Below are 25,243 nucleotides of genomic sequence, written 5' to 3' on the forward strand. Positions count from 1 at the left end.
CTCCTTATAATAGATTTACATCTTGCGATGCATGTCTCTATTATAAGGCTCTGGAATGTGATTTCCTGTCCCGGAACAGTGATTTCCGCTTATCCGGAATAGTGATTTCCTAACGCCGGACTGGTGATGGAAAATGCCCCGGAATACTCAAAAAATAAAGAAAAAGGGGTATCATAAGGATATAAAGGAGGTGGCGCAATGTTATTAGAATTCAGATGTTCAAACTTTAAGTCTATTAAAGAAGAGATCAGATTTTCTATGATCGCGGGAAAAGACGACACATCAGAAGAGCTTTTGAAAGTTTATAACAATTTTCGGGTTTTACGATCGGCTGTTATATATGGAGCAAATGGATCTGGCAAAAGTAATTTTATCAACGCCCTGCTGTTTATGTGCAATCTGGTTCAGACCAGTATCTCATATCAGCCGGGGCAGAAGATCCCTCAGGCTGCACATAAATTATCTGAAAAAGAGAATCCAAGCACGTTTGACATTCAGTTTATACGTAATAATGTCAGGTATGCGTATGGTTTCAGCATAGAGGGAGGAGTCATTACTGATGAATATTTGTATTATTTTCCAAATGGCAGACAGGTAAAAATATTTGAGCGGGACAGAATGAACATTCAGCCGGGAAACCGCTATAAATCATCCTTTGATGTCAGTATTAAAGATGTGTTAAAAGAAAACCGTTTATTTCTTTCGTGTGCTGCCAATTATAGTAATGTGAGAGAACTGGAAGAAGCATTTCTCTTTTTTACTACAGACATTGTGATTTACAATCCTTCCATGAATAATTGGACGGAATATTCGATTCGTCTTATGCAGGATAATCCTTCTATCAAAGAAGAATTTTTGCAGATGCTGAACGCTTTGGATACCGGAATCCAGGATGTGAAGTTAAAGGTAGAAAAGGTAAAATTTACTGACTTAAAGAGGGATTTACAACTTCCTGATAATTTGATGGGCCTGATTCCAGAACAGGAGGGCAACCGTATAGAAGCGAAAGTCATATATGATAAATTCGAGATAGATTTATTAAATGAGGAATCATCCGGAATCAAGCGGCTTTTTGAAATTATTTGCCCGATGATTGACATATTGAATACGGGTAAAGTATTGATTTGCGATGAGTTGGAAGCGAGTCTGCATGAAGCTGTTATCTATAAAATTGTGCAGCTGTTTCAGAATTATAAAAAAGATATATTTGCTCAGTTGATTTTTTCAACTCATGATACGAGTCTGTTGAACAGGGAACTGTTTCGCAGAGATCAGGTCTGGTTTACACAATTGAACAAAGATCGGGCGACAGATTTATATTCCCTCGTAGAGATCAAGGATGTACGGAAATCAGAAAATCTTGCCAAGGGTTATGTGTCTGGTAAATATGGAGCAATTCCTATGCTGAATCACGTATTTTTCCAAAAAGCAGGGAAAGATGGTGAGGAATAGGACAAATATTTATGAGATAGAAATGGCCATGCGCCGGGCAGGAAAGGTGGGAGTGCATGACTAAGAAGATCATTCTGCTTCTGGTGGAAGTTTATTATGGAAAACGGGAATTCACTCAAACGGTATTCCAACATGGCAGTATTTTTTGAAAATCTGGGAGTAATACCGGAAAAACTTCTTTGATTTGTAAAGAACCTTGTAATAAAATTGCAAAGATTTTGGAAAAAGTCGTAAAGAAATTTTTGGCAAAATAAGACTTTTTACTGGAAATCTGATATAATAGATATACTTAAGGCCGGGGTGCCAGATGAAGGCCCTGGCCTTTTGCCGCCGAAGGAGCCGGGAAAGGGAGTTAGCCCGGTGGCAGAGGATATGAGTAAAATATGGAGAAAGGGAAGATAAGAGAATAGAATATCTCTTACAGAGAAATGCAATGAAGAGTTTATTGATTTTAGGTGCCGGCGGATTCGGGCACATGATTCAGGAGACAGCATGGCTTTTAGGCTATGAAGACGTTGTATTTTTGGATGATGCGGTAAAGGACAAGGACGTTGTCGGAAAGTGCTGCGATTATAAGAGTTTTCTTGAAAAGTATGACACAGCGGTAGCAGCTCTTGGTGACAATAATATGCGGCTTTTCTGGACGGAAAAGCTGATGGAAGCAGGATACAAGGTGCCGGCGATCATTCATCCGACAGCCTTTGTAAGCCAGAGCGCTGTCATTGGAAATGGTACATTTGTCATGCAGAAGGCAGTGATTAATACGCATACGGTTATCGAACACGGAGTTCTGATCAACAGTGGTGCGGTAGTCGATCATGATTCCCATGTGGCAAAGGGTGCTCATATCAGCCTGAACAGTGTGGTAAAGGCAAACTGTAATATCGGAATCAAACAGAAGGTAGAGGCTGGAGATGTGATCTTCTCTACCCACCGGAAGATTGACGGTGTGGACAATCGTGATCTGGAGGATGCGATCTATGCGTTTGGTTTTGGACCGAGATGCAGCTATGTGAAGCCGTTTGGCGCAGGCCATATCAACGAGACATATGCGGTTTACACGCCGGGGGAAAATGGAGATGAGCTTTCCTATGTTCTTCAGAGAGTTAACAGCAATGTATTTAAGGATCCGGCTGGTGTCATGGAAAATATTTTCGGTGTAACCGAATACCTGAGAAATGTGATCCGCGAGGAAGGCGGAGATCCGGACAGGGAGACGCTTGCCTATATCAAGACAAAGAGCGGAGCCAACTATTTTGAGGACAGTGAAGGGGAGCCGTGGAGATGCTACAACTTTATCCCGGATTCTGAGTGCTACCAGCTGGTGGAGAAGCCGGAGCAGTTCTATCAGTCCGGCAGCAGTTTTGGCCATTTCCTGAAACAGCTTGGCGATTATCCGGCATCCAGACTGCATGAGACGATTCCGGACTTCCACAATACGGTTAAGAGATTTGAAGCGTTTGAGGTTGCCCTGAAACGGGATCTGAAAAACCGGAAAGGCAGTTGCCGTCCGGAGATTGATTTCGTCCTTAAACGCAAGGATGACTGTGCAGTGCTTGTGAAACAGCAGGATGACGGAACGCTTCCGCTTCGTGTGACTCACAATGATACGAAGTTAAATAATATTCTTTTTGATTCCAGGACTGGAAAAGGGCTGTGCATTATCGATCTGGATACGATCATGCCGGGCCTTGCAGCGAATGATTTTGGTGATTCCATTCGGTTCGGCGCGGCGACAGCGGCAGAGGATGAGAAAAACCTGGATCTGGTACATTTTGATATTTCCCTGTATGAGCTTTATGTAAAGGGATATCTGGAGGAGACAAAGGATGTGCTTACCAAGGAAGAGATCGAAAGCCTTCCATGGGGAGCAAGACTGATGACACTGGAGTGCGGTATCCGTTTCCTGACAGACTATCTTCAGGGAGATACCTACTTTAAGACAGAGTATCCGGAGCACAATCTGGTGCGTGCGCGGACGCAGTTTCGCCTGGTGGACGAGATGGAGCAGTGCTTTGATAAGATGCAGGAGATCGTTCGGAAATACGCATAAATAATAGCATACAGAAATAAAAAAGGATCTTTTCTGGACAGCCTTTAAATGAGGCGTGCCGGAAGAGATCCTTTTTTGTTTTAGGATAATTTTTCGGTACGAAGAAAGAAGAAAAATCCGATCAGGAACATGACGGCGAGAGAACCGACGCCAAGATTCATGTTTCCTGTGAGCTGGCTCATTGCGGAGACCAGAGTGGTTCCGAGGAAGGATGCACCCTTTCCGCAGATATCGTAGATGCCAAAGTATTCTCCGGAGCGTTCAGCCGGAATGATCCGGGCGAAATAGGACCGGGAGAGGGACTGGATCGCGCCCTGGAAGATTCCGACACAGACAGCCAGAATCCAGAACTGATACTGTTCTTTTAAAGTGATGCCGTAAAGGGCGATCAGAAAATATGCTGCGATACAGATCTTGATCAGGCTTGCGTTTTTGTATTTTCCACTCAAGCGTCCGAAAATCAGTGCGGCCGGGAAGGCAACGATCTGCGTTACCAGAAGTGCCAGAAGCAGTCCGGTCGTATCCAGACCCAGAGCTGTTCCGTAGGCGGTTGCCATGTCAATGATGGTGTACACGCCGTCGATGTAGAAGAAAAAGGCAATCAGGAAGAAGAGAATCTTCTTGTTTTTCTTCAATTCTCCGAACACATGGCCGAGACGGCGAAGTCCGGAGGAGACTGCATGATCGTGGTTTTCGATACAGTGCAGTTGTTTGTAGCTTCGAAGAAGCGGTACCGCAAAGCAGACCCACCACACGGCGATCAGAAGAAAAGCAATGCTCATGGCCATGTTCATGGTAATTCCCAGCGTTTCGTAAAAGAGAACGAGGGCAAGGCTGATCAGAAACGGGATACAGCTTCCGATATATCCCCAGGCGTAGCCGCGGGAGGAAACTTCGTCCATCCGCTCTTCGGTGGTGACGTCAGTGAGCATGGAGTCATAGAAGATCAGGCTCAGAGAGTACGCTGCCTTTGCAAGTACAAAAATCAGCAGAAACCAGATCCAGGAGCTTAAGAACCCAAGCACCACGCAGCCGCAGGCCCCTACCAGAAGAGAGAAGAGAAAAAGCCGCTTTTTCCATCCTCTGAAATCCGAGACTGTTCCGAGAACCGGTCCGAGGATGGCGGTGATAATCGTTGCAGCCGAAGTGGCATATCCCCAGAAAGCGAGGTAATCGACTTCCGAGACGTTGGCGCTCGATGCAAGGTAGTTAAAATAAATCGGCATAATGGTGGAAACCAGGAGAGTAAAAGCTGAGTTTCCTACGTCGTAAAAAATCCATTTCTTTTCCAGTGATGTTGTCTTCCATTTCATTGTGAAAGTTCCTCCGTGTCAGGTTTGTAACGGCGCTCTTCTTTTAAGGATAAGACCGGGATATGTTCCCAGCCTGGTTTTGGTCCGAAAGTATGGCGGAAATAAGGCGAGAGCGGTTCTCCGTGATTGAAAAATGCAACATAATTTTTCGTAAGTGAGAGGCCAAGCGGCACGCATGCCTCCATCAGTTTGTGAAGCCTGAGGTTGCTGTCCGCGCAGTGCGGATTGGCTTTTTCCTTCATCAGCAGTCCGCCGAGGCTTTTGTAGGTAAAGGTGGCGTGCATAAAGAATGTTACGAGACTGCGTGTGAGCCGGTCAGAGGTTGTAAACAGGTCATTGTACCAGATCATGGAAGAAATGGAGGACTCTACCTGCCGGACGCTCAGTGTCGGGAAAAACGCCTGGATTGCTTTTGCTCCTGCCGTTGAAGCGTGGAGGTGTGAAGTCACCTTTGCGTGAAGCGGGCGTTTATTCTGTTTCAACAGAAGATAGCGGTCAAACTCGGTTTCAATATCGGAGTGGGTAACCGGATCCTCCGTGAGTTTTTTCTCAATATAGCTGTGGCAGACGCTGTCCAGTGTGAAGTGACAGAGAAAGCCAAGAATGTAGGCTAACCGGGCATGTTTCTCGGATATGGAGGCTGCGGATAAAATCACATCTCTGGAGCGCCGGAAGAATGGTGCAGCGCTTACATCGTGCATGTGGTAGCCGGTCCGGTTGACACGGTTTTTGAGAAGTGCATGGTAATAAAAGAACAGATCCGGGCCGTGCAGTCCGATTTCAAACAGATCCTCATGGAGGGAAATCAGCTTGCGGATATCGGCCGGAAATGCTTTTTTCATCATTTCTCCGAAGGTGTAGTGTGCATAGATGGATGGCATAATATCATCTCCTGTTCATGGTAGTAACAGATACGGCTCCGGCACCTGAAGGCACCGGAGCCGTATCGCTGCATCTGAAATCAGTTTTCGGTTTAGATCTCTCTTGTGTATGTTCTGAGCCATTCTTTCTCCTCATTGTCAAGGTATGGAGAAATTTTCTCATAAACAGTCTTGTGGTAATCATTGAGCATTTTCTTTTCTTCTGCTGTCATGATTTCCGGATTGATGGCGTCAAGGTCCATCGGGATGTAAGTGATCGGTTCAAAGTACATGAACTGTCCGTATTCGTTTTTCTCACCCTCGCATGTGAGAAGCTCGTTCTCCAGACGGATACCGTGGCTTCCTTCGATGTAGATACCAGGCTCGTCTGTGATGATCATACCTTTCTCAAACGGCTGAATCTCGCCTGCGCGGAACTGCCATCTGAATCCTGCCGGGCCTTCGTGAATGTTCAGAAGGTATCCAACGCCGTGTCCTGTTCCGTGATTGAAGTTTAAGTTTCTATCCCAGAACGGCTTTCTTGCAAGCATGTCCAGAGTCATTCCAGTGCAGCCTTTTAAGAAGCGTGCGTTTGCAAGGGAGAGATTGCTGATTGCAACCAGTGTAAAGTGATCTTTCATGATCTGAGGGATCTCTCCGAGTGCGTAGGTACGTGTAACGTCTGTGGAGCCTTCGTAGAATCCGGCACCGGTATCAGTCAGGAACAGTCCGCCTTCTTTGAGCTCAACATCTGTTTCCGGTGAGGATGTGTAGTGTACGATGGCACCGTGCTCACCATAGGAGCTGATCGGCTCGAAGCTTGGGCGGATGAAGTTGCCCTGTTCTGCACGGAACTCGTCCAGTTTGTCAGATGCGCTCATCTCTGTGATCGTCATCTTGCCCACATTTTCCTTGAGCCATTTCATGAATTTCACATGTGCGACGCTGTCCTTGATCTGAGCCTGACGGATGTTTTCGATCTCTACTTCGTTTTTGATTGCCTTGAAGAGGATCTCCGGGTTACGCTCTTCCACTTTTGCAACACCTTCCGGGATGTTGTTGTAAAGTGCGTAGTTCAGTCTTGCCGGGTCGATCAGAAGCACTTCGTCAGATCCGACTTTCTTGATGTCTTCGTAAATGTCATTGTACGGATGGAAGACAACACCGTCTTTTTCCAGATCCGCCTTGATTTCGCTGCTTAATTTTGCCTCGTTGATGTAGAGGTCTACTTTATCCATGGTGATCACTGCGTAGGACAGTACAAGAGGGAAGAACTCGATGTCGTTTCCACGGATATTGAGTGTCCAGCAGATATCATCCAGTGTTGTGAGGACATGAGCAGTTGCTCCGGCATTTTTCATGTCTTCACGGATGCGGGACAGCTTGGATGCAACTGTCTCACCTGTATATTTCAGATTCAGTGCGAAGACCGGTTCCTCGGAAAGGGCCGGGCGGTCTTCCCAGATCTGGTCGATGAGGTCATATTCGTAAACGATTTTTCCGTGTTTCTCGGTTGCGATGGACTCGTAATCCTGTCCCTCACCCATGGAAACTACACGTCCGTCAAATCCGAGTGTGCCGTTTTCCGGTAATGTATCAGCAAGGAACTCATGGATAGTCGGAACACCCGGCTCGCCCATTTTCATCAGTTCAACTGTAGAGCCCTCGAGCTGCTTTGCAGCCTGGATGAAATATCTTCCATCTGTCCAGAGGTAAGCGCCTTCTTTTGTGATGACAGCTGTTCCTGCAGATCCGGAGAATCCGGTAATAAATTTTCTCGCTTTAAAATGTTCCCCAACATACTCGCTCTGATGGAAGTCTGCTGTCGGGACAATATAGATGTCAATTCCTTTTTCTTCCATAAGAGTACGCAATTTTGCGATTCTTTCAGGTACGTTCATAATAAAAACCTCCTATTTTTCCGGCAAACATGCCATTTTCAAACAATCTCATTATAACACAAAAACTATGGGAGAGTTAGTATTATTTTTGTGAAACCTGTGTTATACTCTCGGTAGTGTTATGTAAAATACAGACAGAAGAAAGGAAAAGAACATGGAGCACTACGCAAGGTCGATCATACCGGTGATTGAGTACAACTATGAGAATTTTACAGCTTTGGAGCGGACCATCGCGGATTTCTTTATCCAGAATAAAAAGAAGCGGGATTTTTCCGCAAAGGCGGTTTCTGAACGGCTTTATGTTTCCGAGGCATCTCTCTCCCGGTTTGCAAAAAAATGCGGATTCCGGGGATACAGGGAGTTTATCTATCAGTACGAGGATACATTTCGGGAGAAGAAAAGCAGACCCTTTGCAGATAATACAAGACGGGTGCTGGATACTTATCAGGAGCTTTTGAATAAGGCGTATAATCTGGCTGATGAAAAGAAATTCAAAAAGATTGCCGGGATGCTGTTTCAGGCGGAGAGAATTTTTGTCTGCGGTGTCGGAAGTTCCGGAATTGCCGCCAGGGAGACGGAGCTTCGGTTTATGCGGATCGGGCTGAATATCAATTCTCTCGTGGACCGGGACATGATCCGGATGCGGGCGGTCTTTCAGAATGAAACCTCTCTGGTCATCGGATTCAGCATGAAAGGGCAGACGGAAGAGGTTCAGTATATGCTTCAGGAGGCGAAGCGGCGAGGAGCCGGATGTGTCCTTGTGACAGCGCGGAACAACCCGGATTTCATGGAGTATTGTGACGAGGTGATTCTCGTCCCGGCACTGGACAATCTGGAGTATGGAGATGCGATTTCTCCTCAGTTTCCGATTCTGGTTATGATGGACCTGCTGTATGCCTGCTGCCTCGAACAGGATCAGGAGCGGATCGATGCGTTTTTGCAGGATACGGCCCGCGCACTTACAAATCCATAAATTGCATCAGATGTATTGCACAATGGATATGAGTGTGCTACGATAATACTGCAAATGAATAAATTCTTCGGGGCAGGGTGTAATTCCCTACCGACGGTATAGTCCGTGACCCACGTATGTGGCTGATTTGGTGAAATTCCAAAACCGACAGTGACAGTCTGGATGGGAGAAGAAACAGTGAACAGAGAATCTCAGTGCCCCTGGTGCTGGGATTTTTTTCTTTCGAAGGATTTACGAAATTTGTAACATCATTCGAAAGGAGAAAAGTATATGAGAACAAAAAACAAAACCTACTACTTCATCATTACGGCCATGCTTTCGGCTCTTGCCGGCATACTGATGTCAATGGAATTCCCGATTCCTTTGATGCCGCCGTTTTATAAGGTGGATTTCAGCGACGTCCCTTCTGTGATCGCGACATTTCTGCTGGGGCCGGTGTCCGGAATCTGTGTGGAGGTCATCAAAATTCTGATCAAGCTGATCACGGTTGGGACAACGACAATGTTTGTCGGTGAATTCGCTAATCTTCTAGGGACGCTGCTGTTTGTGCTCCCGCTGTGGATCGTGTTCAAAAAGATGGGACAGACGAGAAAGGCGGCAGTGATTTCGCTTGGGATCAATCTTCCGGTCCGGATTGCGTTTTCCTGTGTCCTGAATGCGTGCATTACACTTCCGCTTTATGCATCGGCGATGGGCCTTTCTCTGGATGAAGTGGTCCGCACCGTGGGAGCAGTCAATCCTCTGATTCGAAATCTTCCGCTGTTTCTCATACTGGCGACAATCCCGTTCAATCTGATCAAGCTTTTGCTGAATTATATTGTGGGATATCTTCTGTATGACAGGCTGAAAGAAGTGGGAGTTGTCAAAGGATGGAGGGAACGGTATGATTCGTAAGTACAGAGAACTGACGCGTCTGGAAATGGAACAGGTGGATAAGGAGGAGACGATCGTCCTGATTCCGGTGGGAGCACTGGAGCAGCATGGAAATCAGGCGCCGCTTGGGACAGATGACATCATTGCGGAAGCAATGGTGGAATACCTCGGAAAAGCGCTGGAGGAAGCCGGAGAAGCAGACTTCCCGATTCTTGCGTTTCCGGTTATTCCGGTTGGCCTGAGCACAGAGCACAAGAATTTCTGCGGATCCATTACTTTAAAGCCGGATACGTACTATCATCTGCTCTATGATATCAGTGAGAGCCTTTACCGCCATGGTTTTCGGAAGATCGCATTTCTTGTATGCCACGGAGGAAATCTGCCGGTGATTCAGATCTTAAGCCGTGAGCTTCGGAGTGAACTTGGAATGTCGCCGTTTATTCTGTCATCGGGAGCATTTGGACATCCGGATGTACAGGCAACAATATCAGAAGGTAATCATTACGATTTTCATGGAGGAGAAATGGAGACATCCATGGTGATGGCGGTCGACGAGACACTGGTGAAGCTGGAGACTTCCGAGGCGGGAATACCAAGTGCGTTTGTAGGCAATCAGACGCTGAAGACCGGAGGAAATGTTACAATCGGATGGGTTTCAGAAGACTGGAAGACAGCGGAAGGGAAACCGATCGGTATCGGAGGCGATCCGGGCGGAGCTACGGCCGAAAAAGGCCGGATTATTCTGGAGACGAGTGCGAAAGTTCTGGTTCCAGGGCTTATGGAAATACGGAAATGGAAAGCGTAAACACGAAAAAGAGGCTTGACAAGCGCACGGGAATCGGTTAGTATTTGACGTAAGCGTATAGGAAAAAGGCTGAGAAAAGAAGAAGTAGCAGCAGATCAGGTTCAGACAGAAAGTTACCGGTTGATGAGAGGTGCAGGAAAAGTTTGTTGTGAATACATCTTGGAGCTTCACACCGAAAGTAAGTAGGCTGTGACGTCAGGGCACACGTTATAGTGCCGGGATATTTCCGGGATTCCATGGTGAGTGGAGGAAGGAGATGTCTTACTGAGCCGGATTGATTCCGGGAAAAAAGGTGGTACCACGAGCATAACCCTCGTCCTTTCTAAGGACGGGGGATTTTTATTTAACAGGAAACTTTGTTCCCTGCTAAATAAAAACGCTCCGCGGGATGCGCACTCGCGCAAAGTAGAAATTTGTCGCAAAAGCGACAGCGCTCGGCGCGAGAGTTCCGTGAGCGAAACTCTTTTTACAGGAAACTTTGTTCTGAGAGGTTACAGGCCATGGAGGTATGGGATTTATTTGATGAAAACCGGCAGCCGCTTGGGAAGCAGGCGGGCAGGAAAGATCCGATGGTAAAGGGAGAATTTCATATTGTTGTGGTTGCGTGTGTCGTCAATGACCAAAATGAGATCCTGCTGACGCTGCGTTCTCCGGATAAGGAGAAGTATCCGGGAACATGGGAGAATACAGGCGGAGCTCTGGAGGCCGGCGAGGAAAGCAGGGCGGCAGCGGTAAGGGAGCTGTTTGAGGAGACCGGGATCCGGGTGAGGGAAAACGAGCTTCATCTTCTGGATTCCCAGATGGAAGAGTATGCGTTTATCGATTTCTACATTGTCAGAAAAACTGTTCCTGTTGAAGAAATCCGTCTTCAGAAAGGAGAGACCGCAGATGCCAGGTGGGTGAGTCTTTCGGAGTTTGTCCGGATGGGAGAAGAAGGAAAGATTGCCCCTCCGATCTATCAGCGGTTTTGCCGCCTCAGGGAAAAGATGGAAGTTTTTTTGAAGGAAGACCGGAGAAAAGAGCGATACCCGGCTTGCCGGGGAAAGAACAGACAGGAATCAAAGAAGATCGTTATTCTCGGGTGCAGCGGAAGCGGAAAGTCTACGCTGGCCGGGCAGCTTGGGAAGATCATGGATCTCCCGGTTGTCTACCTGGATGCGCTGTCATGGGACGCCGGGTGGAAGAGGAAGCCTTTCGATGAGTTTGACCGGCTCACCCAAAGCGAGATCCGCAAGCCGGAATGGATCATGGACGGAAATTTTCCACGAACAGTGGAGCATCGGATGGATGTGTGCGACACCGTGATTTATCTGGATTTTAAACGGTGGTTTTGCATTCTGAGCGTGCTAAGAAGGGTGATCACAAATTACGGGAAGCCAAGGCCGAGCATGAATCCGGGATGTCCGGAGAAGTTTGATCCGGGATTTCTAAAACGGATCTGGAATTTTGACCGGAGAAGCAAGGCGCATTACTATGGATATATGAAGAAACTTTCCGGCACCAAGCTGATTGTCTTAAAGACAAGAAAAGAAGTGAACCGTTTTGTGAAACAGGTGGAAAAAGAGGGGCGCTTTGTCCGGGGAAATTTCCCGGCAGGGCCGAAATAGACGCGAAAGCGGACGAATTTCACAGATCATGTTCACATAATATAAGGAAAGAAGAGGTAAGGAAGATGCAGATTTACGAGGAATTACAAGCAAGAGGCCTGATTGCTCAGGTTACAGACGAAGAAGAGATCAGAGAGCTGATCAACAACGGAAAGGCGACTTTTTACATCGGGTTTGACCCGACAGCGGACAGCCTTCATGTAGGGCATTTCATGGCGCTCTGCCTGATGAAACGTCTTCAGATGGCAGGGAACAAGCCGATCGCCCTGGTAGGAGGCGGAACCGGATATATCGGGGATCCGTCCGGAAGAACAGATATGCGTTCCATGATGACGCCGGAGCAGATTCAGCACAACTGTGAATGCTTTAAAAAGCAGATGAGTAAATTTATTGATTTCTCAGACGGGAAAGCACTCATGGTAAATAATGCTGACTGGCTTCTTGATCTGAACTACATTGATTTTCTCCGTGAAGTGGGACCGCATTTCAGTGTCAACAACATGCTGCGTGCGGAGTGCTACAAGCAGAGAATGGAAAAGGGACTTAGTTTCCTGGAATTTAACTACATGATCATGCAGAGCTACGACTTCTACATGCTGTACCAGAAATACGGCTGCAATATGCAGTTCGGCGGGGATGATCAGTGGTCCAACATGCTTGGCGGTACCGAGTTGATCCGCCGGAAATTAGGAAAGAATGCGTGTGCCATGACAATCACACTGCTTCTGAATTCTGAAGGAAAGAAGATGGGCAAGACACAGTCCGGAGCCGTATGGCTGGATCCGAACAAGACATCTCCGTTTGAATTCTACCAGTACTGGAGAAATGTGGCAGATGCCGATGTATTAAAATGCATCCGTATGCTGACCTTCCTTCCGCTGGAAGAAATTGACAAGATGGATTCCTGGGAAGGCAGCCAGTTAAATCAGGCAAAAGAGATTCTTGCATACGAGCTGACCAAGCTGGTTCACGGAGAGGAAGAGGCGAAGAAGGCACAGGACAGCGCCCGTGCACTGTTCTCCAGCGGAAGCGCAGCTGAGATGCCGACCTGTGAGCTTACTGACGAAGACTTTACAGACGGAAAAATCGATATCCTGACTCTGCTCCATAAGAGCGGCCTGGTACCGTCCAGGTCTGAGGCAAGACGTGCAGTACAGCAGGGAGGAGCCGCAGTCAACGGCGAAAAGGTAACGGATACCTACACCGCATACACGAAGGAAGATTTTGAAGAAGATTTTGTTTTAAGGAGAGGAAAGAAAAATTTCCGTAAAATAGTGGTGAAATAATATGAAAATGCTTATTACGATTATTGTATTGACAGCATTGTCGGGAATCGGAGGAACCGGAATCGGAGCGGCGCTCAGCACGACGGTAAGGAAGGGCTCGGATAAGGCGATGAGTCTTTTGTTGAGCTTTGCGTCCGGAACCATGATCAGCATTGTCTGTCTGGATCTGTTTCACGACGCACTGGAAACCGGAATGTCCAAAGGTGGGATTGCCGTCTTTGTGATCATTGGTTTCCTGACCGTCTATCTTCTGGAACGAGTGATGGATCAGAAGGCAGAGCAGGCAAAAAGCCGTATGAGCCGGAAGATGATGACTGCCGGAGTCGCAATGATGGTTGCAGTGGCGTGTCACAATATTCCGGTGGGCATGACGATCGGTGCATCTTTGGTAAGCCACGGAAGCCTGATCGGAAGTCCGGCCCTGACTCTCGCCATCTTTATCGGGATCCACAATGTGCCGGAAGGAATGGCGATCTGCGCACCTCTTCTGGCAGCGGGAATGTCCAAAGGCAGAGCAGTCCTGCTGACCGCATTGAGCGGGGCGGCGATCATTGTCGGAGGCGTCCTTGGGTACTGGATCGGCGACATGGGGCAGATGGGACTTGCCATCAGCTTAAGCTTTGCTTCCGGAGCCATGCTCTACGTCAATTTTGGCGAGATCCTGCCGGAGGCAAACGCTCTCTACAGAGGGAAAATGCCTGCATTTTTCACGGTTCTTGGAATCCTTCTCGGCATGATGTTTATGCATGCACATTAACGATAAACAAAATAAGCGCGTAAAAAGCAGCCGGTACGAAAACGTGCCGGCTGTTTTTATACTCAAAATTTTTCACAGATATTTTGGATGAAATCCTCTTTTCCTTTTGTGTAGGCCGGACGGTTGTCCGGATATTTTTCGGCAAGATCCTTTTTTAATGCTTCATACAGCCTTGCAGCATCCGGGTGGGCGTTTAAATAGTCCCGGAAACCGACAATCCGGTCAAATTCCGGGGCGGTCTGATCGTAACAGTGGATATGCTGAAGAGAAATCTCACCGGGACCACGCAGGACAAATAAGTGGTGAAGAGGATTTCCGTGCTGGATTCCACAGTAGTCATAACCGAGTGCTTCGAGAAAAGACGGATCCAACTGCCGAACCGACCGGAGCCGGACAGCCACATCGAGAATCGGTTTGGCACAGATGAGAGGGACGGCGGTACTTCCAACGTGCTGGATATCGAGAACATTATCAGCCCACTGCTCCTGAATAGACTGCTTTACTTTTTGAAATTCTTCCTTCCACTGTTCGTTATGAGTGAGAAGACGAACGCAATAGCGCTTTACACCTTCCATTCGTTGCACCTCCTATTTATAGTAGATTATTTATGTCTCTTTTACTTCGCAGATATTGTACTTTCTGTCCGTAAGGCTTTAGCATTTCCTGAATCTTTGGCATATTGACAGACTGGAATTCGTCTGTCCACCGGATCAGGCCGAGGACAGAGTGTAGTGTTTCTTTCTTTCCTTTTTCCAACCCAAGTTTCCGTTTGAAAAATCGACGAAGGATGCGGAACTTGTAAACCCGAGAGGGAATTTCTAAAACATAAATCATATCGGCAGCACGGAAGCTGTCCTGTACCCATTTATAATAGACGCCCTCGATGATCCAGTTTTCCTTTTGCACGATTTCCTGTAACATGGCACTCCGTTTTTCGGGCGGCATTTTGACACCATAATGTTCAGCGTGATTGTCCCATTGCAGATCATCCAGATCAAAATGGGGGATACAATATTTTTCGGAAAGCTTTCGGGCAAGATAGGATTTTCCCGATCCGCTGCATCCGATGATATGGATTTTCATAGCTCTGTCACCTCCGCATTCCTGTGTTTCCTGAAAGTCCATTGTATCACAGATTCTCTTTCCTGTATTGTCATTTCGATTGAAATCGTCCTTATTTTTCTTTGTTCTGCCAGCAGAATTTACAATTCTGAAACAGGTGTCTTGTCACCTGTAAAAATCAGGTGTATAATGCGGTGTAAATGAGTAAAGATACGGGAGGAAACCGCAATGAGTTCTTTGAGAGAAGAGATTGAGATACTGAAAAAAGAGAAACAGGCCGTGATACTGGCACACTATTATGTACCGGATGAGGTACAGGAGATTGCAGATTATACTGGGGATTCGTTTTATCTGAGCAAGGTGGCAAAGGAGACGGATGCAAAGATTCTTGTTTTTGCAGGAGTTTCTTTTATGGGAGAAAGTGCCAAGATTTTAAATCCGGAGAAAAAAGTGCTGCTTCCGGATCCGACGGCAGACTGTGCCATGGCGCATATGGCCGATGTGGAAAAAATCAAAGCGATGAAGGAGAGTGATCCGGAACTGGCAGTGGTATGTTACATTAATTCGACTGCGGAGCTTAAGCGGTATTCCGATGTCTGCGTGACATCGGCGAATGCGGTGAAGGTGGTAAAGGCACTGCCAAACCAGAGGATTTATTTTATACCGGACCAGCATCTGGGAAGTTTTGTGGCAGCTCAGGTACCGGAAAAGGAGATCATCCTCGGGGACGGGTACTGCCCGGTACATCATCAGATGACTGCCGAAGAAGTGTTAAGCGCCAAAGAAGCACATCCGGATGCCCTGGTGTTTGTTCATCCGGAATGTCCGAAAGAAGTGGTGGATCTTGCAGATTATGCAGGAAGTACCTCTGGCATTATCAAGACGGCGGCAGAAAGCGATGCCGGAGAATTTCTGATTGGAACGGAGACCGGAGTGATGTACGAACTGAAGAAACAGAATCCGGACAAGAAGTTTTACCCGATTCAGAAGGAACAGTGCTGTCATGATATGAAAAAGGTGACACTCGAGAAAATCCGGGATTGTCTGCGGGATGAGAGTAATGGGGTGCAGGTGGATGCCGAAGTCAGTGAAAAGGCAAAACATGCCATGGAGCAGATGCTGAAACTTGCGAAATAACAGAGGGGTGTGTAAAATGAAAACGATACAGACAGATATTTTGATCGTAGGAACCGGAGCGAGCGGACTGTTTGCCGCCCTCCATGTGCCGGAAGACAGACAGGTCCTGATGATCACGAAGGATGAGGTGGAGCACAGCGATTCCTTTCTTGCACAGGGCGGAATCTGTGTGTTAAGAGACGATACGGACTACGACAGTTTCATGGAAGATACACTGAAAGCAGGGCATTATGAGAACAGGGTAGAATCCGTGGATATTATGATCCGGTCTTCCAGAGACGTGATCCGGGAACTGGTTGATTACGGCGTGGATTTTGCGAAAAAAGACGGAGAATTCGATTATACAAGGGAAGGATGCCACTCCAAACCGAGAATTCTGTTTCACGAGGATATTACCGGGGAGGAGATTACGAGCAAACTTCTGAAAGCAGTCCGGACAAGAAGCAATGTGACTATTCTGGAACATGTGACGATGCTGGATCTGGTGGAAAAGGACAATCGGTGTTATGGTGTCGTGGCTTCGAAGGAAGACGGGGAAGACTGTTTCCTAGAGGCGGAGTATACGATTCTGGCAACAGGCGGAATCGGAGGGCTTTATAAGCATTCGACCAATTATCCGCATTTGACCGGGGACGCGCTGGCGCTTGCCCTGCGTCATCATATCGAACTGGAGCACATTGACTATATCCAGATTCATCCGACGACGCTTTATTCCCAAAAGCCGGGACGGCGGTTTTTGATTTCCGAATCCGTGCGGGGAGAGGGAGCAAAGCTCTATGGCGCGGACGGAAAACGGTTTGCAAATGAGGTGCTTCCAAGGGATCTGCTTACGGCGGAAATCAGAAAGCAGATGGAAAAAGACCAGACGCCGTATGTATGGCTGGATATGACCGTTCTGGGAGAAGAAGTCATCAAAGGCCATTTCCCGCATATATATGAGCGCTGTCTGGAAGAAGGATACGATGTGACAAAAGACTGGATTCCGGTTGTCCCGGCACAGCATTATTTCATGGGAGGAATTCATGTCGACAAACACAGTAAGACATCAATGGAGCATCTGTACGCAGTAGGGGAGACAAGCTGTAACGGTGTGCACGGAGCAAACCGTCTTGCAAGCAATTCCCTTCTGGAAAGTCTGGTGTTCGGGGCGAGAGCGGCCAGACATCTGACGGAGACCTGGGAGGAGAACGATGCAAGCCGGGAAGAGACGGCAGGACTTGCAGAAGCGGCAGAGGCGCAGATTCAAAAGGAAAAAGACAGACTTCCACAGATATACCGGGAGGAAGTGCTGGATGAGATAGAAAGGGTAAGGAAAGCAAGATGAATGAGATTACGATGAAACTGGTGGCAGATAAACTGATCATGCAGGCACTGGAGGAAGATATTACAAGCGAGGACATCACTACCAATGCGGTGATGAGAGAACGGCGTGAAGGAGAAGTAGAACTGATCTGCAAAGAAGACGGTATCATTGCAGGGCTCTGGGTGTTTGAAAGAGTATTTACTCTGCTGGATCCATCTACGACGGTCACCCTGTTTGTAAAAGATGGAGATGAAGTCAAAAAAGGTCAGAAGATGGGAGTTGTGACAGGAGACATTCGTGTACTGCTCTCCGGGGAGCGCACGGCCTTAAACTATCTTCAGAGAATGAGCGGAATCGCGACCTATACAAGAAGTGTGGCAAAACTTCTGGAAGGAACGAAGACCAAACTGCTTGACACAAGAAAGACAACGCCGAACATGCGGATTTTTGAAAAATACGCCGTCCGCACAGGAGGCGGCTATAATCACCGGTACAATCTTTCCGACGGCGTACTGTTAAAAGATAATCATATCGGGGCGGCAGGCAGCGTTAAAAAGGCAGTGGAACTGGCCAGGGAGTACGCACCGTTTGTACGGAAGATCGAGGTGGAGACGGAAACTCTGGAGATGGTAAAAGAAGCGGTGGAAGCGGGTGCTGATATTATCATGCTTGACAACATGTCTCTGGAAATGATGAAAGAGGCAGTTGATTATATTGACGGCAGAGCAAGCACAGAATGTTCCGGTAACGTGACAAAAGAAAATGCTGCACAGCTTGCGGCAGCAGGTGTAGACTATATTTCCAGCGGAGCATTGACTCATTCCGCTCCGATTCTGGACATTTCGCTGAAAAACCTGCATCCGGTTGACTAGGCGAAGGACGATGAGAAAGGATGAAAAGCCATGGACGGAGAAGTTCGCAGACAGAAGATTTTAAAAGAGATTCAGGGAAGTGAAAGCCCGGTATCCGGAACTCAGCTTGCCAGAAACTTTGAAGTAAGCCGTCAGGTGATTGTGCAGGATATCGCGGTACTTCGGGCTGCCGGAAATGAGATCGTTTCCACCTGCCGGGGATACATCTGCCAGGGAAGCCACAGAGCCAGCAGAGTCATCCGGGTGAAACATACAGACGATGAGATCATGGAAGAACTGAATACGATTGTGGATTTCGGCGGGACTGCGGAAGATGTATTTATCAGCCATAACGTGTACGGAACCCTGCGGGCCGAACTTGGCATCCGGACAAGAAAACAGGTGATGGATTTTGTAGAAGACATCAAAGCCGGGCAGTCCAGTCCGCTGAAAAACATTACAAGCGGAAGTCATTTTCATACCATCAGCGCCGAAAGCGAAGAAATCCTCGATGCCATCGAAGAAGAACTGAGAAAGAAACATTTCCTGGATGAGCAGGAGACTGTAGACGGAAAAAAAGAAAAAGTAGTATGATAAAGCATCATAGAAACGATTAGGGAAAAGAAAGGGGAATACTGCCATGGGATGGAAAGAAATCAAACCGGAAGAACTGAATGTGAATCCATTTACCGCCATCGGAAAAGAATGGATGCTGATTACAGCAGGAGATGAAACACACTGCAATACAATGACAGCAAGCTGGGGAGGCATGGGTGTAATCTGGGGAAAACCATCAGTTACAGCCTACATCCGCCAGACCCGGTACACAAAAGAATTTGTCGATCAGGGAGAATACTTCACCATCACATTTTTTGATGAAACATACCGGAAAGCCCTGAATTTATGCGGAACCGTATCCGGAAGAGACCGGGACAAAATCAAAGAAGCCGGACTCACACCAGTGAACGTAGAAGGAACCGCAGCATTCGAAGAGGCAAACCTCATCATCCTCTGCAAAAAACAGTACCATCAATTCATGAGTCCGGAAGGATTCGACGTCAAAGAAAATGACACCAAATGGTACTCCGACCGCGACTACCACACCATGTACATCGGATCAATAGAAAAGATTTATATAAAAGAATAAAGAGTGTTTATTAATCATATCATTGGGGACGTGTTCCGATGCATCGGAACACGTCCCCAATAAAGGAAATTCTTGACAACAGGCAGAAAGGTGTCGTAGACTAATACAGGACAAAGGGGAGCCGGAGACAGTCCGGCTGAGAGTAGGACCGGTATGCGTCTTTTACCCTCATACCTGATCCGGATCATACCGGCGTAGGGAGCATATTGCAGAAGTGGAGTACTGCATGGACGAAAAGACCAGTCTCGTACCCATGGACGATAAGATATCTCTGCCGGAGGCGTTCCGGCAGAGTTTTTTTGTGATTTACCCACTTTGTTTCATTATGATAAATTTACAGGAGGAAAGAGAAAATGAATGCAAGTGTAGCAATCCAGTCCTTACCGGACGCGGCAAACGATGAGGAACTGATTCGTATTGTAGACGAGGTAATTGCCTATATCAAAAGTACAGGCCTGAACTGTTACGTGGGACCTTTCGAGACAACAATCGAGGGTGATTATGATGAGCTGATGGACATTGTAAAAGAATGTCAGCACATTGCCGTGCGTGCAGGTGCGCCGCATGTAGCAGCGTATATCAAAGTCAGCTACAGACCGGAAGGAGACGTGCTGTCCATTGAAAAGAAAGTTTCAAAGCATCACGAGTAGACTCTGGTCCGCTGCGGCCCTTGTGGTCATCATCGGCATATGGCAGGTGGCAGCTTCGGCCGGCCTGGTGCCGGGATATATGCTGCCGTCGCCGGTGGAGGTGGTACAGGCTTTAATCACTGACTTTCCACTTTTGATGGAACATGCGAAAGTGACGCTTGCAGAGGCATTTCTCGGTCTGTTCTGCGGGGTGGTTCTGGGCTTTGTGATGGCAGTCATCATGGACCGGTTTGACCGGCTGTATCAGGCTCTCTACCCGCTGATTGTCGTTACCCAGACGATTCCAACGGTAGCTATTGCCCCGCTTCTTGTGCTGTGGTTTGGATATGAGATGCTTCCAAAGGTGATTCTGATTGTCATTGTGACCTTTTTCCCGGTGACGGTGGGACTTCTGAACGGATTCCGGTCGGCGGACCGGGACATGATCAATCTTCTGCGTTCCATGGGAGCGGGAAGAGTTCAGATTTTCCGGTATATCAAGCTTCCGGGAGCCATGGGCCAGTTTTTTTCAAGCCTAAGGATTTCGGCGTCCTATTCAGTGGTAGGAGCAGTGATTTCCGAGTGGCTCGGAGGATTTAACGGTCTTGGCGTGTATATGACAAGGGTAAAAAAGGCATTTGCATTTGATAAAATGTTTGCGGTGATCCTGCTGATCTCGGTAATCAGCCTTGTTTTGATGAAGCTGGTAGATTTGCTGCAGAAAAAGTGCATGGCCTGGGAACAGACGGAGGAGAAACATTAGATGAAAAAGAAAATTGTTGCAGTATTAACCGCAGGATGTATGGCGCTCTCCCTGGCTGCCTGTGGTTCTGGTGAAACCTCGCAGGGGGAAAATGAGAAAGAAAAGATTACGTTCGTGCTCGACTGGACGCCGAATACCAACCATACCGGCCTTTATGTGGCGCAGGAAAAAGGATATTTTGAGGATGAAGGTCTGGAAGTGGAAATTGTACAGCCGCCGGAGGATGGCGCGGATGCGCTGGTTGCTTCGGGAAAGGCTCAGTTCGGGATTTCCTTCCAGGATACGATGGCGCCGGGTGTTGTAGGGGAAGATGCACTTCCGACGACAGCGGTGGCAGCGGTTGTCCAGCACAATACATCAGGCATTATTTCCAGAAAGGGCGAGGGGATGGATACTCCGAAAGGCCTGGAGGGAAAGAAATATGCCACCTGGGATGCTCCGATCGAGAAAGCAATGATGGAAAATGTTGTGGAGGCAGACGGCGGTGATTTCAGTAAAGTTGAGCTGATTCCAAGTACCGTGACGGACGAAGTGTCCGCTCTGGAATCCAAATCCGTGGATGCCATCTGGATTTTCTATGCCTGGGCAGGTGTGGCAACGGAAGTTGCAGGACTGGAAACCGATTATTTCGCTTTTAAGGATATCAACCCGGCATTTGACTATTATACGCCGGTAATTATTGGAAATAACGAGTTTCTGGAAAAAGAGCCGGAGACCGCGAAGAAATTCCTGAGTGCGGTGAAGAAAGGATATGAAGATGCGATCGAAGATCCGGATGGAGCGGCGGAGATTCTGTGTGAGGCAGCACCGGAACTTGATCAGGAGCTTGTAAAGGCAAGCCAGGAATATCTGAAAGATCAGTATATCGCAGATGCGGACAGATGGGGCTATATCGATCCGGACCGCTGGAATCTGTTTTACAACTGGCTGAATGAGAATGGACTTACCGAGAACGAAATTCCGGAAAATACCGGATTTTCCAACGAATATCTTCCGGAGTAGCAAGGAGGAAAGATGGCAGATTTAGTAGTGTCAGGTGTGACAAAATCCTTTGATGGAAGGACAATTATTGAGGATATCTCCATCGAGATCCATGACAGGGAGCTGGTGAGCCTTCTTGGTGTCAGCGGAGGCGGAAAAACGACGCTGTTTAATGTGATTTCCGGACTGCTGAAGCCGGACCGGGGACAGGTGTTTCTGGACGGGGAGGAGATCACGGGAAAGCCGGGCAATGTCAGCTACATGCTTCAGAAAGATCTGCTTCTGCCGTACCGCACGGTGGAGGATAATGTTGCCCTTCCCCTTGTGATTGGCGGCATGAAGAAGAAAGAAGCAAGAAAGAAAGCGGCCCCGTATTTTGAAGAATTCGGACTTGCCGGGACTGAGAAAAAATATCCAGCACAGCTTTCCGGAGGAATGAGGCAGCGGGCGGCGCTTCTTCGGACTTATCTGTTTTCAGACAGACTGGCTCTTTTGGATGAACCGTTTTCCGCGCTGGATACGCTGACAAAACGGTCCATGCACCGGTGGTATCTGGATGTGATGGAGCAGATTCATCTGTCTACCGTATTTATCACCCATGATATTGATGAGGCGGTGCTTCTGTCGGACCGGATTTATATCCTCGGCGGGAAACCGGGACATATCATCGATGAGATCCGCATTGAAGAGCCAAAACCAAGAAGAAACGATTTTCAGCTGACAGAAGAGTTTCTTTCCTATAAAAAACGAATACTGGAAAAGATTGAAGAATCAGAGGAGTAGTTCCTCTGGTTCTTTTTTTGTATAGGACAGAAAAAGATAAGTAAACGAAGAATTTCATACAGTGACCAAGGCGGGGCTTCCACTGGTGAATTTGAAGCTCTGGAACTTCGTGACAAGGATCCGTCCCGTTATGCGGTATATCCGGGATTTGACGCATTCCATATCAAAGGATAAAGGCATTAGAATCATGAGGAGCAGAAAGGCTGTGGCTGTCAGGCAGATACAGCCTTTTATGTTCTTAAATTGAAGATAAATATTAATAATTATGTAACAAACAAGTAATATAGAGAGAAAGTTTATTAAATTAAATACAAATATGAATATAATAAATAAATTTTAAGAAATCTTAAAAAATGATTCATTGACTATGGTGGGAGGGGGTGCTATTCTGATGACTACAAAAAGCGACAACATAAGATAAGGATACAAAAAGCATGAGAAAAGTTATGAAAGAACACAGAAAGAGAAGCAACGTAAAAGAAGAAAGAAAACGGCAGTTATTTATAAGAATAGGCCTGACGGTTCTGATACTGCTTGTGTTAGCCGGCGCAGGAGGATTTTTATATACCTTCACACATCCACTGAAGCTGAAAGGAGGTGTGATCGAACATGAGATGGGAGAGGCATTTGATCCGATGGACCAGATAAAAAAGGTATGGTTTGGAAAACCGGAGGAGGTTTCTGTAAAATCCAGTGTTGATATATCGAAAGAAGGAGATTATCCGATTGTTTATACCTGGCGAAACCACAGTGAAAAAGCGGTAGTAAAGGTGAGAGATACGACTCCGCCGGATCTGGAAGTAAAGGATTATACCACTGATATGACAGAAGAAATCAAACCGGAGATGTTTGTGGAAAAGACGGAAGACCTTTCTGATGTAACGGTCCGTTTTGCGGAGGAAGGAAGCTGGGATGAAGAAGGAAATTACACGGTGGAGATCCTGGCAGAAGATGCGAGCGGCAATCAGACGGTCAAAGACGCGGTGCTGACAAGAAAAAAAGATACGCAAAAGCCGGAAATCCAGGGAGTACAGGATTTGACGGTGAAGCAGGGAAAGGTACTGGATTTCTCTCAGGGGGTAACTGTGACAGATGATATGGATCCGTCACCATCCCTGGAGATTCATTCTGAAAATGTAGATCTTGCCGTGCCTGGATCTTATCAGGCGGTTTATACTGCAAAAGACCGTTCCGGAAATCAGGAGGAAATCGTGCAGAATATTACGGTGGAAGCAAATCCGGAGTGGGATGAGAAGATCGTTTATCTTACATTTGATGACGGACCATCAGATAATACGAAGAAAATTCTTGATATTCTTGATCAGTATAAAGTAAAAGGAACTTTCTTTGTTACCGGAAATAATCAGAAAAAGAATGATCTGATCCGTCTTGCTTATGAGAAGGGACATTCCATCGGTCTTCATACATATACGCATGACTATGCTTCAGTCTACGCATCGGAAGAAAATTATTTTAAAGATCTTCAGGAAATATCCGATATGGTGGAAAATGTCACCGGAGAGAAGTCCTGCCTGATCCGGTTCCCGGGAGGTTCAAGTAATACCATCAGTAAAAAGTATGTACCGGGGCTGATGACGAGACTGACAAAAGCGGTTCAGGAAAAAGGATATCAGTATTTTGACTGGAACTGTGATTCTACGGATGCCAGCGGAAATAATGTCCCGGAAGAAAAGCTTGTCGCGGAAGCAACATCATCCTGCGCAAAGCATATCAATATCCTGATGCATGATACTGATGCAAAGGATACGACAGTAAAAGCGCTCCCGAAAATTATTGAACATTACCGTAAACTTGGATATGCGTTCAAGGGTCTGACGATAGATTCCTATGCTCCGCATCATCATGTGAATAACTGAATAAAAGTAAGAAATGTATCAAAAGCAAAGCCAGAGGACAAAGCCATCCGGAAACAAGGAAATCCGGATGGCTTTATTTTTTCTTTCTTGCCGCAACATCCTGGAACTGGAAATAATCCGGGCGGTGCCGCGACTGCGTGTATTCAAACTGAATACCGTTGTCATCATAGGTCTGATTGGTAATAACGGCAAGACAGTTATAGTCTTTCAGATCCAGATAGGTTTCATCCACCTGAGTCATATGTTCCACAGTCATGGTACGCTTGCTTGTTGCGATGGTCATTCCAAGTTCATTTTCCAGATAAGCATAGACGGAATGACGGGCAATCTCCGGGGTCAGACCTTTTATTTGTTCGGCATTGAAATAATTGTGGTCAAGGATCAGAGGAATTCCATCCAGATAACGCAGCCTCTGTATGTAGTAAAGCGGTGTCCCGAAAGCAAATCCTGTTTTTTTGGCGATTTTTTTATCGGCGGAAAGCTCGGAAAACTGAAGAATCCGTGTGAAAGGAACTTTGTTGTTCCGGAGAGCGGATTCCTGAAAGGATTCAATCCCGCCCACTGTAAAGGCAGCCTGTTCCACAGGCTGAAAAATGTTGCGGACACCTTTCCCGTGCATGGGTTGAACATATCCGTCAGAAGTCAGTTCGGCCAGGGCACGGCGGACAGTGTTGCGGGAACAGCCGTATGTTTTGACAAGAATGTGCTCAGAAGGGAGAAGCTCCTGATAAGGATAGGTCTCGTCTTCAATTTTCTGTTTCAGGTCATGGTAAATCATATCGTATTTCGCTTTTGGCAAATGGAGCACTTCCTTTCTTGTTTAAACATCT

24 protein-coding genes, 2 riboswitches and 1 other annotated feature are annotated in these 25,243 nt (G+C 47.0%); of the genes, 18 read left to right on the plus strand and 6 right to left on the minus strand.

Annotated elements, in window-relative coordinates:
* The first annotated feature begins 198 nt into the window (after positions 1–198).
* Positions 199–1,452 carry an AAA family ATPase gene (locus Selli1_RS06875; RefSeq protein ID WP_281872557.1) on the plus strand — a complete coding sequence of 418 codons (1,254 nt, stop codon included), beginning with the start codon at positions 199–201 and terminating at the stop codon, positions 1,450–1,452.
* Between the two features lie 433 nt (positions 1,453–1,885).
* Positions 1,886–3,505: a phosphotransferase gene (locus tag Selli1_RS06880; protein ID WP_138373971.1), complete on the plus strand. Its 1,620-nt coding sequence runs from the start codon at positions 1,886–1,888 to the stop codon at positions 3,503–3,505.
* 80 nt (positions 3,506–3,585) lie between these two features.
* On the opposite strand, the gene Selli1_RS06885 is transcribed toward Selli1_RS06880, so the two are convergent.
* The 3 genes from Selli1_RS06885 to Selli1_RS06895 all read right to left on the minus strand — a co-directional run bounded on the left by Selli1_RS06885 (position 3,586) and on the right by Selli1_RS06895 (position 7,579).
* The gene (locus Selli1_RS06885; RefSeq protein ID WP_281872558.1) at positions 3,586–4,818 is read right to left on the minus strand and encodes an MFS transporter; all 1,233 of its coding nucleotides are present in this window, start codon (positions 4,816–4,818) and stop codon (positions 3,586–3,588) included.
* The gene (locus Selli1_RS06890; RefSeq protein WP_087168506.1) at positions 4,815–5,699 is read right to left on the minus strand and encodes a zinc dependent phospholipase C family protein; all 885 of its coding nucleotides are present in this window, start codon (positions 5,697–5,699) and stop codon (positions 4,815–4,817) included. The genes Selli1_RS06885 and Selli1_RS06890 overlap by 4 nt, the downstream gene beginning before the upstream one ends.
* Positions 5,700–5,791: 92 nt before the next feature.
* Positions 5,792–7,579 carry an aminopeptidase P family N-terminal domain-containing protein gene (locus tag Selli1_RS06895; protein WP_281872559.1) on the minus strand — a complete coding sequence of 596 codons (1,788 nt, stop codon included), beginning with the start codon at positions 7,577–7,579 and terminating at the stop codon, positions 5,792–5,794.
* Between the two features lie 154 nt (positions 7,580–7,733).
* Between Selli1_RS06895 and Selli1_RS06900 the strand changes: the two genes are divergently transcribed.
* The 6 genes from Selli1_RS06900 to Selli1_RS06925 all read left to right on the plus strand — a co-directional run bounded on the left by Selli1_RS06900 (position 7,734) and on the right by Selli1_RS06925 (position 13,880).
* The gene (locus tag Selli1_RS06900) at positions 7,734–8,552 is read left to right on the plus strand and encodes a MurR/RpiR family transcriptional regulator (protein WP_087168504.1); all 819 of its coding nucleotides are present in this window, start codon (positions 7,734–7,736) and stop codon (positions 8,550–8,552) included.
* A 59-nt stretch (positions 8,553–8,611) separates the two neighbouring features.
* Positions 8,612–8,730: riboswitch (FMN riboswitch) on the plus strand.
* Between the two features lie 92 nt (positions 8,731–8,822).
* On the plus strand, positions 8,823–9,446 hold the full coding sequence (locus tag Selli1_RS06905) for an ECF transporter S component (RefSeq protein ID WP_281872560.1): 624 nt from the start codon (positions 8,823–8,825) through the stop codon (positions 9,444–9,446).
* On the plus strand, positions 9,436–10,230 hold the full coding sequence (locus Selli1_RS06910) for a creatininase family protein (RefSeq protein WP_087168502.1): 795 nt from the start codon (positions 9,436–9,438) through the stop codon (positions 10,228–10,230). Before Selli1_RS06905 ends, Selli1_RS06910 begins: the two co-directional genes overlap by 11 nt.
* Before the next feature lie 62 nt (positions 10,231–10,292).
* Positions 10,293–10,554 (plus strand) — a binding site (T-box leader).
* A 176-nt stretch (positions 10,555–10,730) separates the two neighbouring features.
* Positions 10,731–11,837 (plus strand): NUDIX domain-containing protein, encoded by a 1,107-nt coding sequence (locus Selli1_RS06915; protein WP_138373976.1) that lies wholly within the window; start codon positions 10,731–10,733, stop codon positions 11,835–11,837.
* 65 nt (positions 11,838–11,902) lie between these two features.
* Positions 11,903–13,123, plus strand: coding sequence for a tyrosine--tRNA ligase (gene tyrS, locus Selli1_RS06920; RefSeq protein WP_087168500.1), 1,221 nt, complete (start codon positions 11,903–11,905; stop codon positions 13,121–13,123).
* A gap of 1 nt (position 13,124) precedes the next feature.
* On the plus strand, positions 13,125–13,880 hold the full coding sequence (locus Selli1_RS06925; protein ID WP_118637775.1) for a ZIP family metal transporter: 756 nt from the start codon (positions 13,125–13,127) through the stop codon (positions 13,878–13,880).
* 62 nt (positions 13,881–13,942) lie between these two features.
* Here the strand turns inward: Selli1_RS06925 and Selli1_RS06930 are convergent, their stop codons facing one another.
* A complete protein-coding gene (locus Selli1_RS06930) occupies positions 13,943–14,455 on the minus strand; it encodes a GrpB family protein (protein ID WP_087168498.1) in 513 nt (170 codons plus the stop codon).
* Between the two features lie 16 nt (positions 14,456–14,471).
* Positions 14,472–14,963 carry an AAA family ATPase gene (locus tag Selli1_RS06935; RefSeq protein ID WP_281845883.1) on the minus strand — a complete coding sequence of 164 codons (492 nt, stop codon included), beginning with the start codon at positions 14,961–14,963 and terminating at the stop codon, positions 14,472–14,474.
* Between the two features lie 207 nt (positions 14,964–15,170).
* Here Selli1_RS06935 and nadA point away from each other — a divergent pair, with 207 nt between their 5' ends.
* From nadA to Selli1_RS06985, 10 genes are all read left to right on the plus strand, one after another.
* Positions 15,171–16,079, plus strand: coding sequence for a quinolinate synthase NadA (nadA, locus tag Selli1_RS06940; protein WP_281872562.1), 909 nt, complete (start codon positions 15,171–15,173; stop codon positions 16,077–16,079).
* 16 nt (positions 16,080–16,095) lie between these two features.
* Positions 16,096–17,403, plus strand: a complete 1,308-nt coding sequence (locus Selli1_RS06945) for an L-aspartate oxidase (RefSeq protein WP_281872563.1) — start codon at positions 16,096–16,098, stop codon at positions 17,401–17,403.
* Complete coding sequence (gene nadC, locus Selli1_RS06950; RefSeq protein ID WP_087252726.1) at positions 17,400–18,254, plus strand: carboxylating nicotinate-nucleotide diphosphorylase; 855 nt, start codon at positions 17,400–17,402, stop codon at positions 18,252–18,254. Before Selli1_RS06945 ends, nadC begins: the two co-directional genes overlap by 4 nt.
* Before the next feature lie 30 nt (positions 18,255–18,284).
* A complete protein-coding gene (locus Selli1_RS06955) occupies positions 18,285–18,827 on the plus strand; it encodes a transcription repressor NadR (protein WP_281872564.1) in 543 nt (180 codons plus the stop codon).
* 46 nt (positions 18,828–18,873) lie between these two features.
* Complete coding sequence (locus tag Selli1_RS06960) at positions 18,874–19,380, plus strand: flavin reductase family protein (RefSeq protein ID WP_281872565.1); 507 nt, start codon at positions 18,874–18,876, stop codon at positions 19,378–19,380.
* A 104-nt stretch (positions 19,381–19,484) separates the two neighbouring features.
* Positions 19,485–19,598, plus strand: a riboswitch (TPP riboswitch).
* A gap of 135 nt (positions 19,599–19,733) precedes the next feature.
* Positions 19,734–20,030 (plus strand): thiamine-binding protein, encoded by a 297-nt coding sequence (locus tag Selli1_RS06965; RefSeq protein WP_087168492.1) that lies wholly within the window; start codon positions 19,734–19,736, stop codon positions 20,028–20,030.
* Positions 19,999–20,772 carry an ABC transporter permease gene (locus Selli1_RS06970; protein ID WP_281872566.1) on the plus strand — a complete coding sequence of 258 codons (774 nt, stop codon included), beginning with the start codon at positions 19,999–20,001 and terminating at the stop codon, positions 20,770–20,772. Before Selli1_RS06965 ends, Selli1_RS06970 begins: the two co-directional genes overlap by 32 nt.
* Positions 20,773–21,774 (plus strand): ABC transporter substrate-binding protein, encoded by a 1,002-nt coding sequence (locus Selli1_RS06975; RefSeq protein ID WP_087168490.1) that lies wholly within the window; start codon positions 20,773–20,775, stop codon positions 21,772–21,774. It abuts the gene before it with no gap.
* Between the two features lie 12 nt (positions 21,775–21,786).
* Positions 21,787–22,536, plus strand: coding sequence for an ABC transporter ATP-binding protein (locus Selli1_RS06980; protein ID WP_087168489.1), 750 nt, complete (start codon positions 21,787–21,789; stop codon positions 22,534–22,536).
* 434 nt (positions 22,537–22,970) lie between these two features.
* Positions 22,971–24,413, plus strand: a complete 1,443-nt coding sequence (locus Selli1_RS06985) for a polysaccharide deacetylase family protein (protein ID WP_118637753.1) — start codon at positions 22,971–22,973, stop codon at positions 24,411–24,413.
* A gap of 73 nt (positions 24,414–24,486) precedes the next feature.
* Here the strand turns inward: Selli1_RS06985 and treR are convergent, their stop codons facing one another.
* Entirely contained in the window at positions 24,487–25,212 is a 726-nt protein-coding gene (gene treR / locus Selli1_RS06990) for a trehalose operon repressor (RefSeq protein WP_087168487.1), read from the minus strand.
* Positions 25,213–25,243: the final 31 nt, after the last annotated feature.

It is taken from the genome of Sellimonas catena, assembly GCF_027924685.1.
Classification (GTDB): domain Bacteria; phylum Bacillota; class Clostridia; order Lachnospirales; family Lachnospiraceae; genus Sellimonas; species Sellimonas catena.

What these genes read in the sequence shown, in the direction of transcription:
- Selli1_RS06875 (WP_281872557.1), top strand. Translation starts at nt 199, where the DNA reads ATGTTATTAGAATTCAGATGTTCAAACTTTAAGTCTATTAAAGAAGAG.
- Selli1_RS06880 (WP_138373971.1), top strand. Translation starts at nt 1,886, where the DNA reads ATGAAGAGTTTATTGATTTTAGGTGCCGGCGGATTCGGGCACATGATT.
- Selli1_RS06885 (WP_281872558.1), bottom strand. Translation starts at nt 4,818, where the DNA reads ATGAAATGGAAGACAACATCACTGGAAAAGAAATGGATTTTTTACGAC.
- Selli1_RS06890 (WP_087168506.1), bottom strand. Translation starts at nt 5,699, where the DNA reads ATGCCATCCATCTATGCACACTACACCTTCGGAGAAATGATGAAAAAA.
- Selli1_RS06895 (WP_281872559.1), bottom strand. Translation starts at nt 7,579, where the DNA reads ATGAACGTACCTGAAAGAATCGCAAAATTGCGTACTCTTATGGAAGAA.
- Selli1_RS06900 (WP_087168504.1), top strand. Translation starts at nt 7,734, where the DNA reads ATGGAGCACTACGCAAGGTCGATCATACCGGTGATTGAGTACAACTAT.
- Selli1_RS06905 (WP_281872560.1), top strand. Translation starts at nt 8,823, where the DNA reads ATGAGAACAAAAAACAAAACCTACTACTTCATCATTACGGCCATGCTT.
- Selli1_RS06910 (WP_087168502.1), top strand. Translation starts at nt 9,436, where the DNA reads ATGATTCGTAAGTACAGAGAACTGACGCGTCTGGAAATGGAACAGGTG.
- Selli1_RS06915 (WP_138373976.1), top strand. Translation starts at nt 10,731, where the DNA reads ATGGAGGTATGGGATTTATTTGATGAAAACCGGCAGCCGCTTGGGAAG.
- tyrS (WP_087168500.1), top strand. Translation starts at nt 11,903, where the DNA reads ATGCAGATTTACGAGGAATTACAAGCAAGAGGCCTGATTGCTCAGGTT.
- Selli1_RS06925 (WP_118637775.1), top strand. Translation starts at nt 13,125, where the DNA reads ATGAAAATGCTTATTACGATTATTGTATTGACAGCATTGTCGGGAATC.
- Selli1_RS06930 (WP_087168498.1), bottom strand. Translation starts at nt 14,455, where the DNA reads ATGGAAGGTGTAAAGCGCTATTGCGTTCGTCTTCTCACTCATAACGAA.
- Selli1_RS06935 (WP_281845883.1), bottom strand. Translation starts at nt 14,963, where the DNA reads ATGAAAATCCATATCATCGGATGCAGCGGATCGGGAAAATCCTATCTT.
- nadA (WP_281872562.1), top strand. Translation starts at nt 15,171, where the DNA reads ATGAGTTCTTTGAGAGAAGAGATTGAGATACTGAAAAAAGAGAAACAG.
- Selli1_RS06945 (WP_281872563.1), top strand. Translation starts at nt 16,096, where the DNA reads ATGAAAACGATACAGACAGATATTTTGATCGTAGGAACCGGAGCGAGC.
- nadC (WP_087252726.1), top strand. Translation starts at nt 17,400, where the DNA reads ATGAATGAGATTACGATGAAACTGGTGGCAGATAAACTGATCATGCAG.
- Selli1_RS06955 (WP_281872564.1), top strand. Translation starts at nt 18,285, where the DNA reads ATGGACGGAGAAGTTCGCAGACAGAAGATTTTAAAAGAGATTCAGGGA.
- Selli1_RS06960 (WP_281872565.1), top strand. Translation starts at nt 18,874, where the DNA reads ATGGGATGGAAAGAAATCAAACCGGAAGAACTGAATGTGAATCCATTT.
- Selli1_RS06965 (WP_087168492.1), top strand. Translation starts at nt 19,734, where the DNA reads ATGAATGCAAGTGTAGCAATCCAGTCCTTACCGGACGCGGCAAACGAT.
- Selli1_RS06975 (WP_087168490.1), top strand. Translation starts at nt 20,773, where the DNA reads ATGAAAAAGAAAATTGTTGCAGTATTAACCGCAGGATGTATGGCGCTC.
- Selli1_RS06980 (WP_087168489.1), top strand. Translation starts at nt 21,787, where the DNA reads ATGGCAGATTTAGTAGTGTCAGGTGTGACAAAATCCTTTGATGGAAGG.
- Selli1_RS06985 (WP_118637753.1), top strand. Translation starts at nt 22,971, where the DNA reads ATGAGAAAAGTTATGAAAGAACACAGAAAGAGAAGCAACGTAAAAGAA.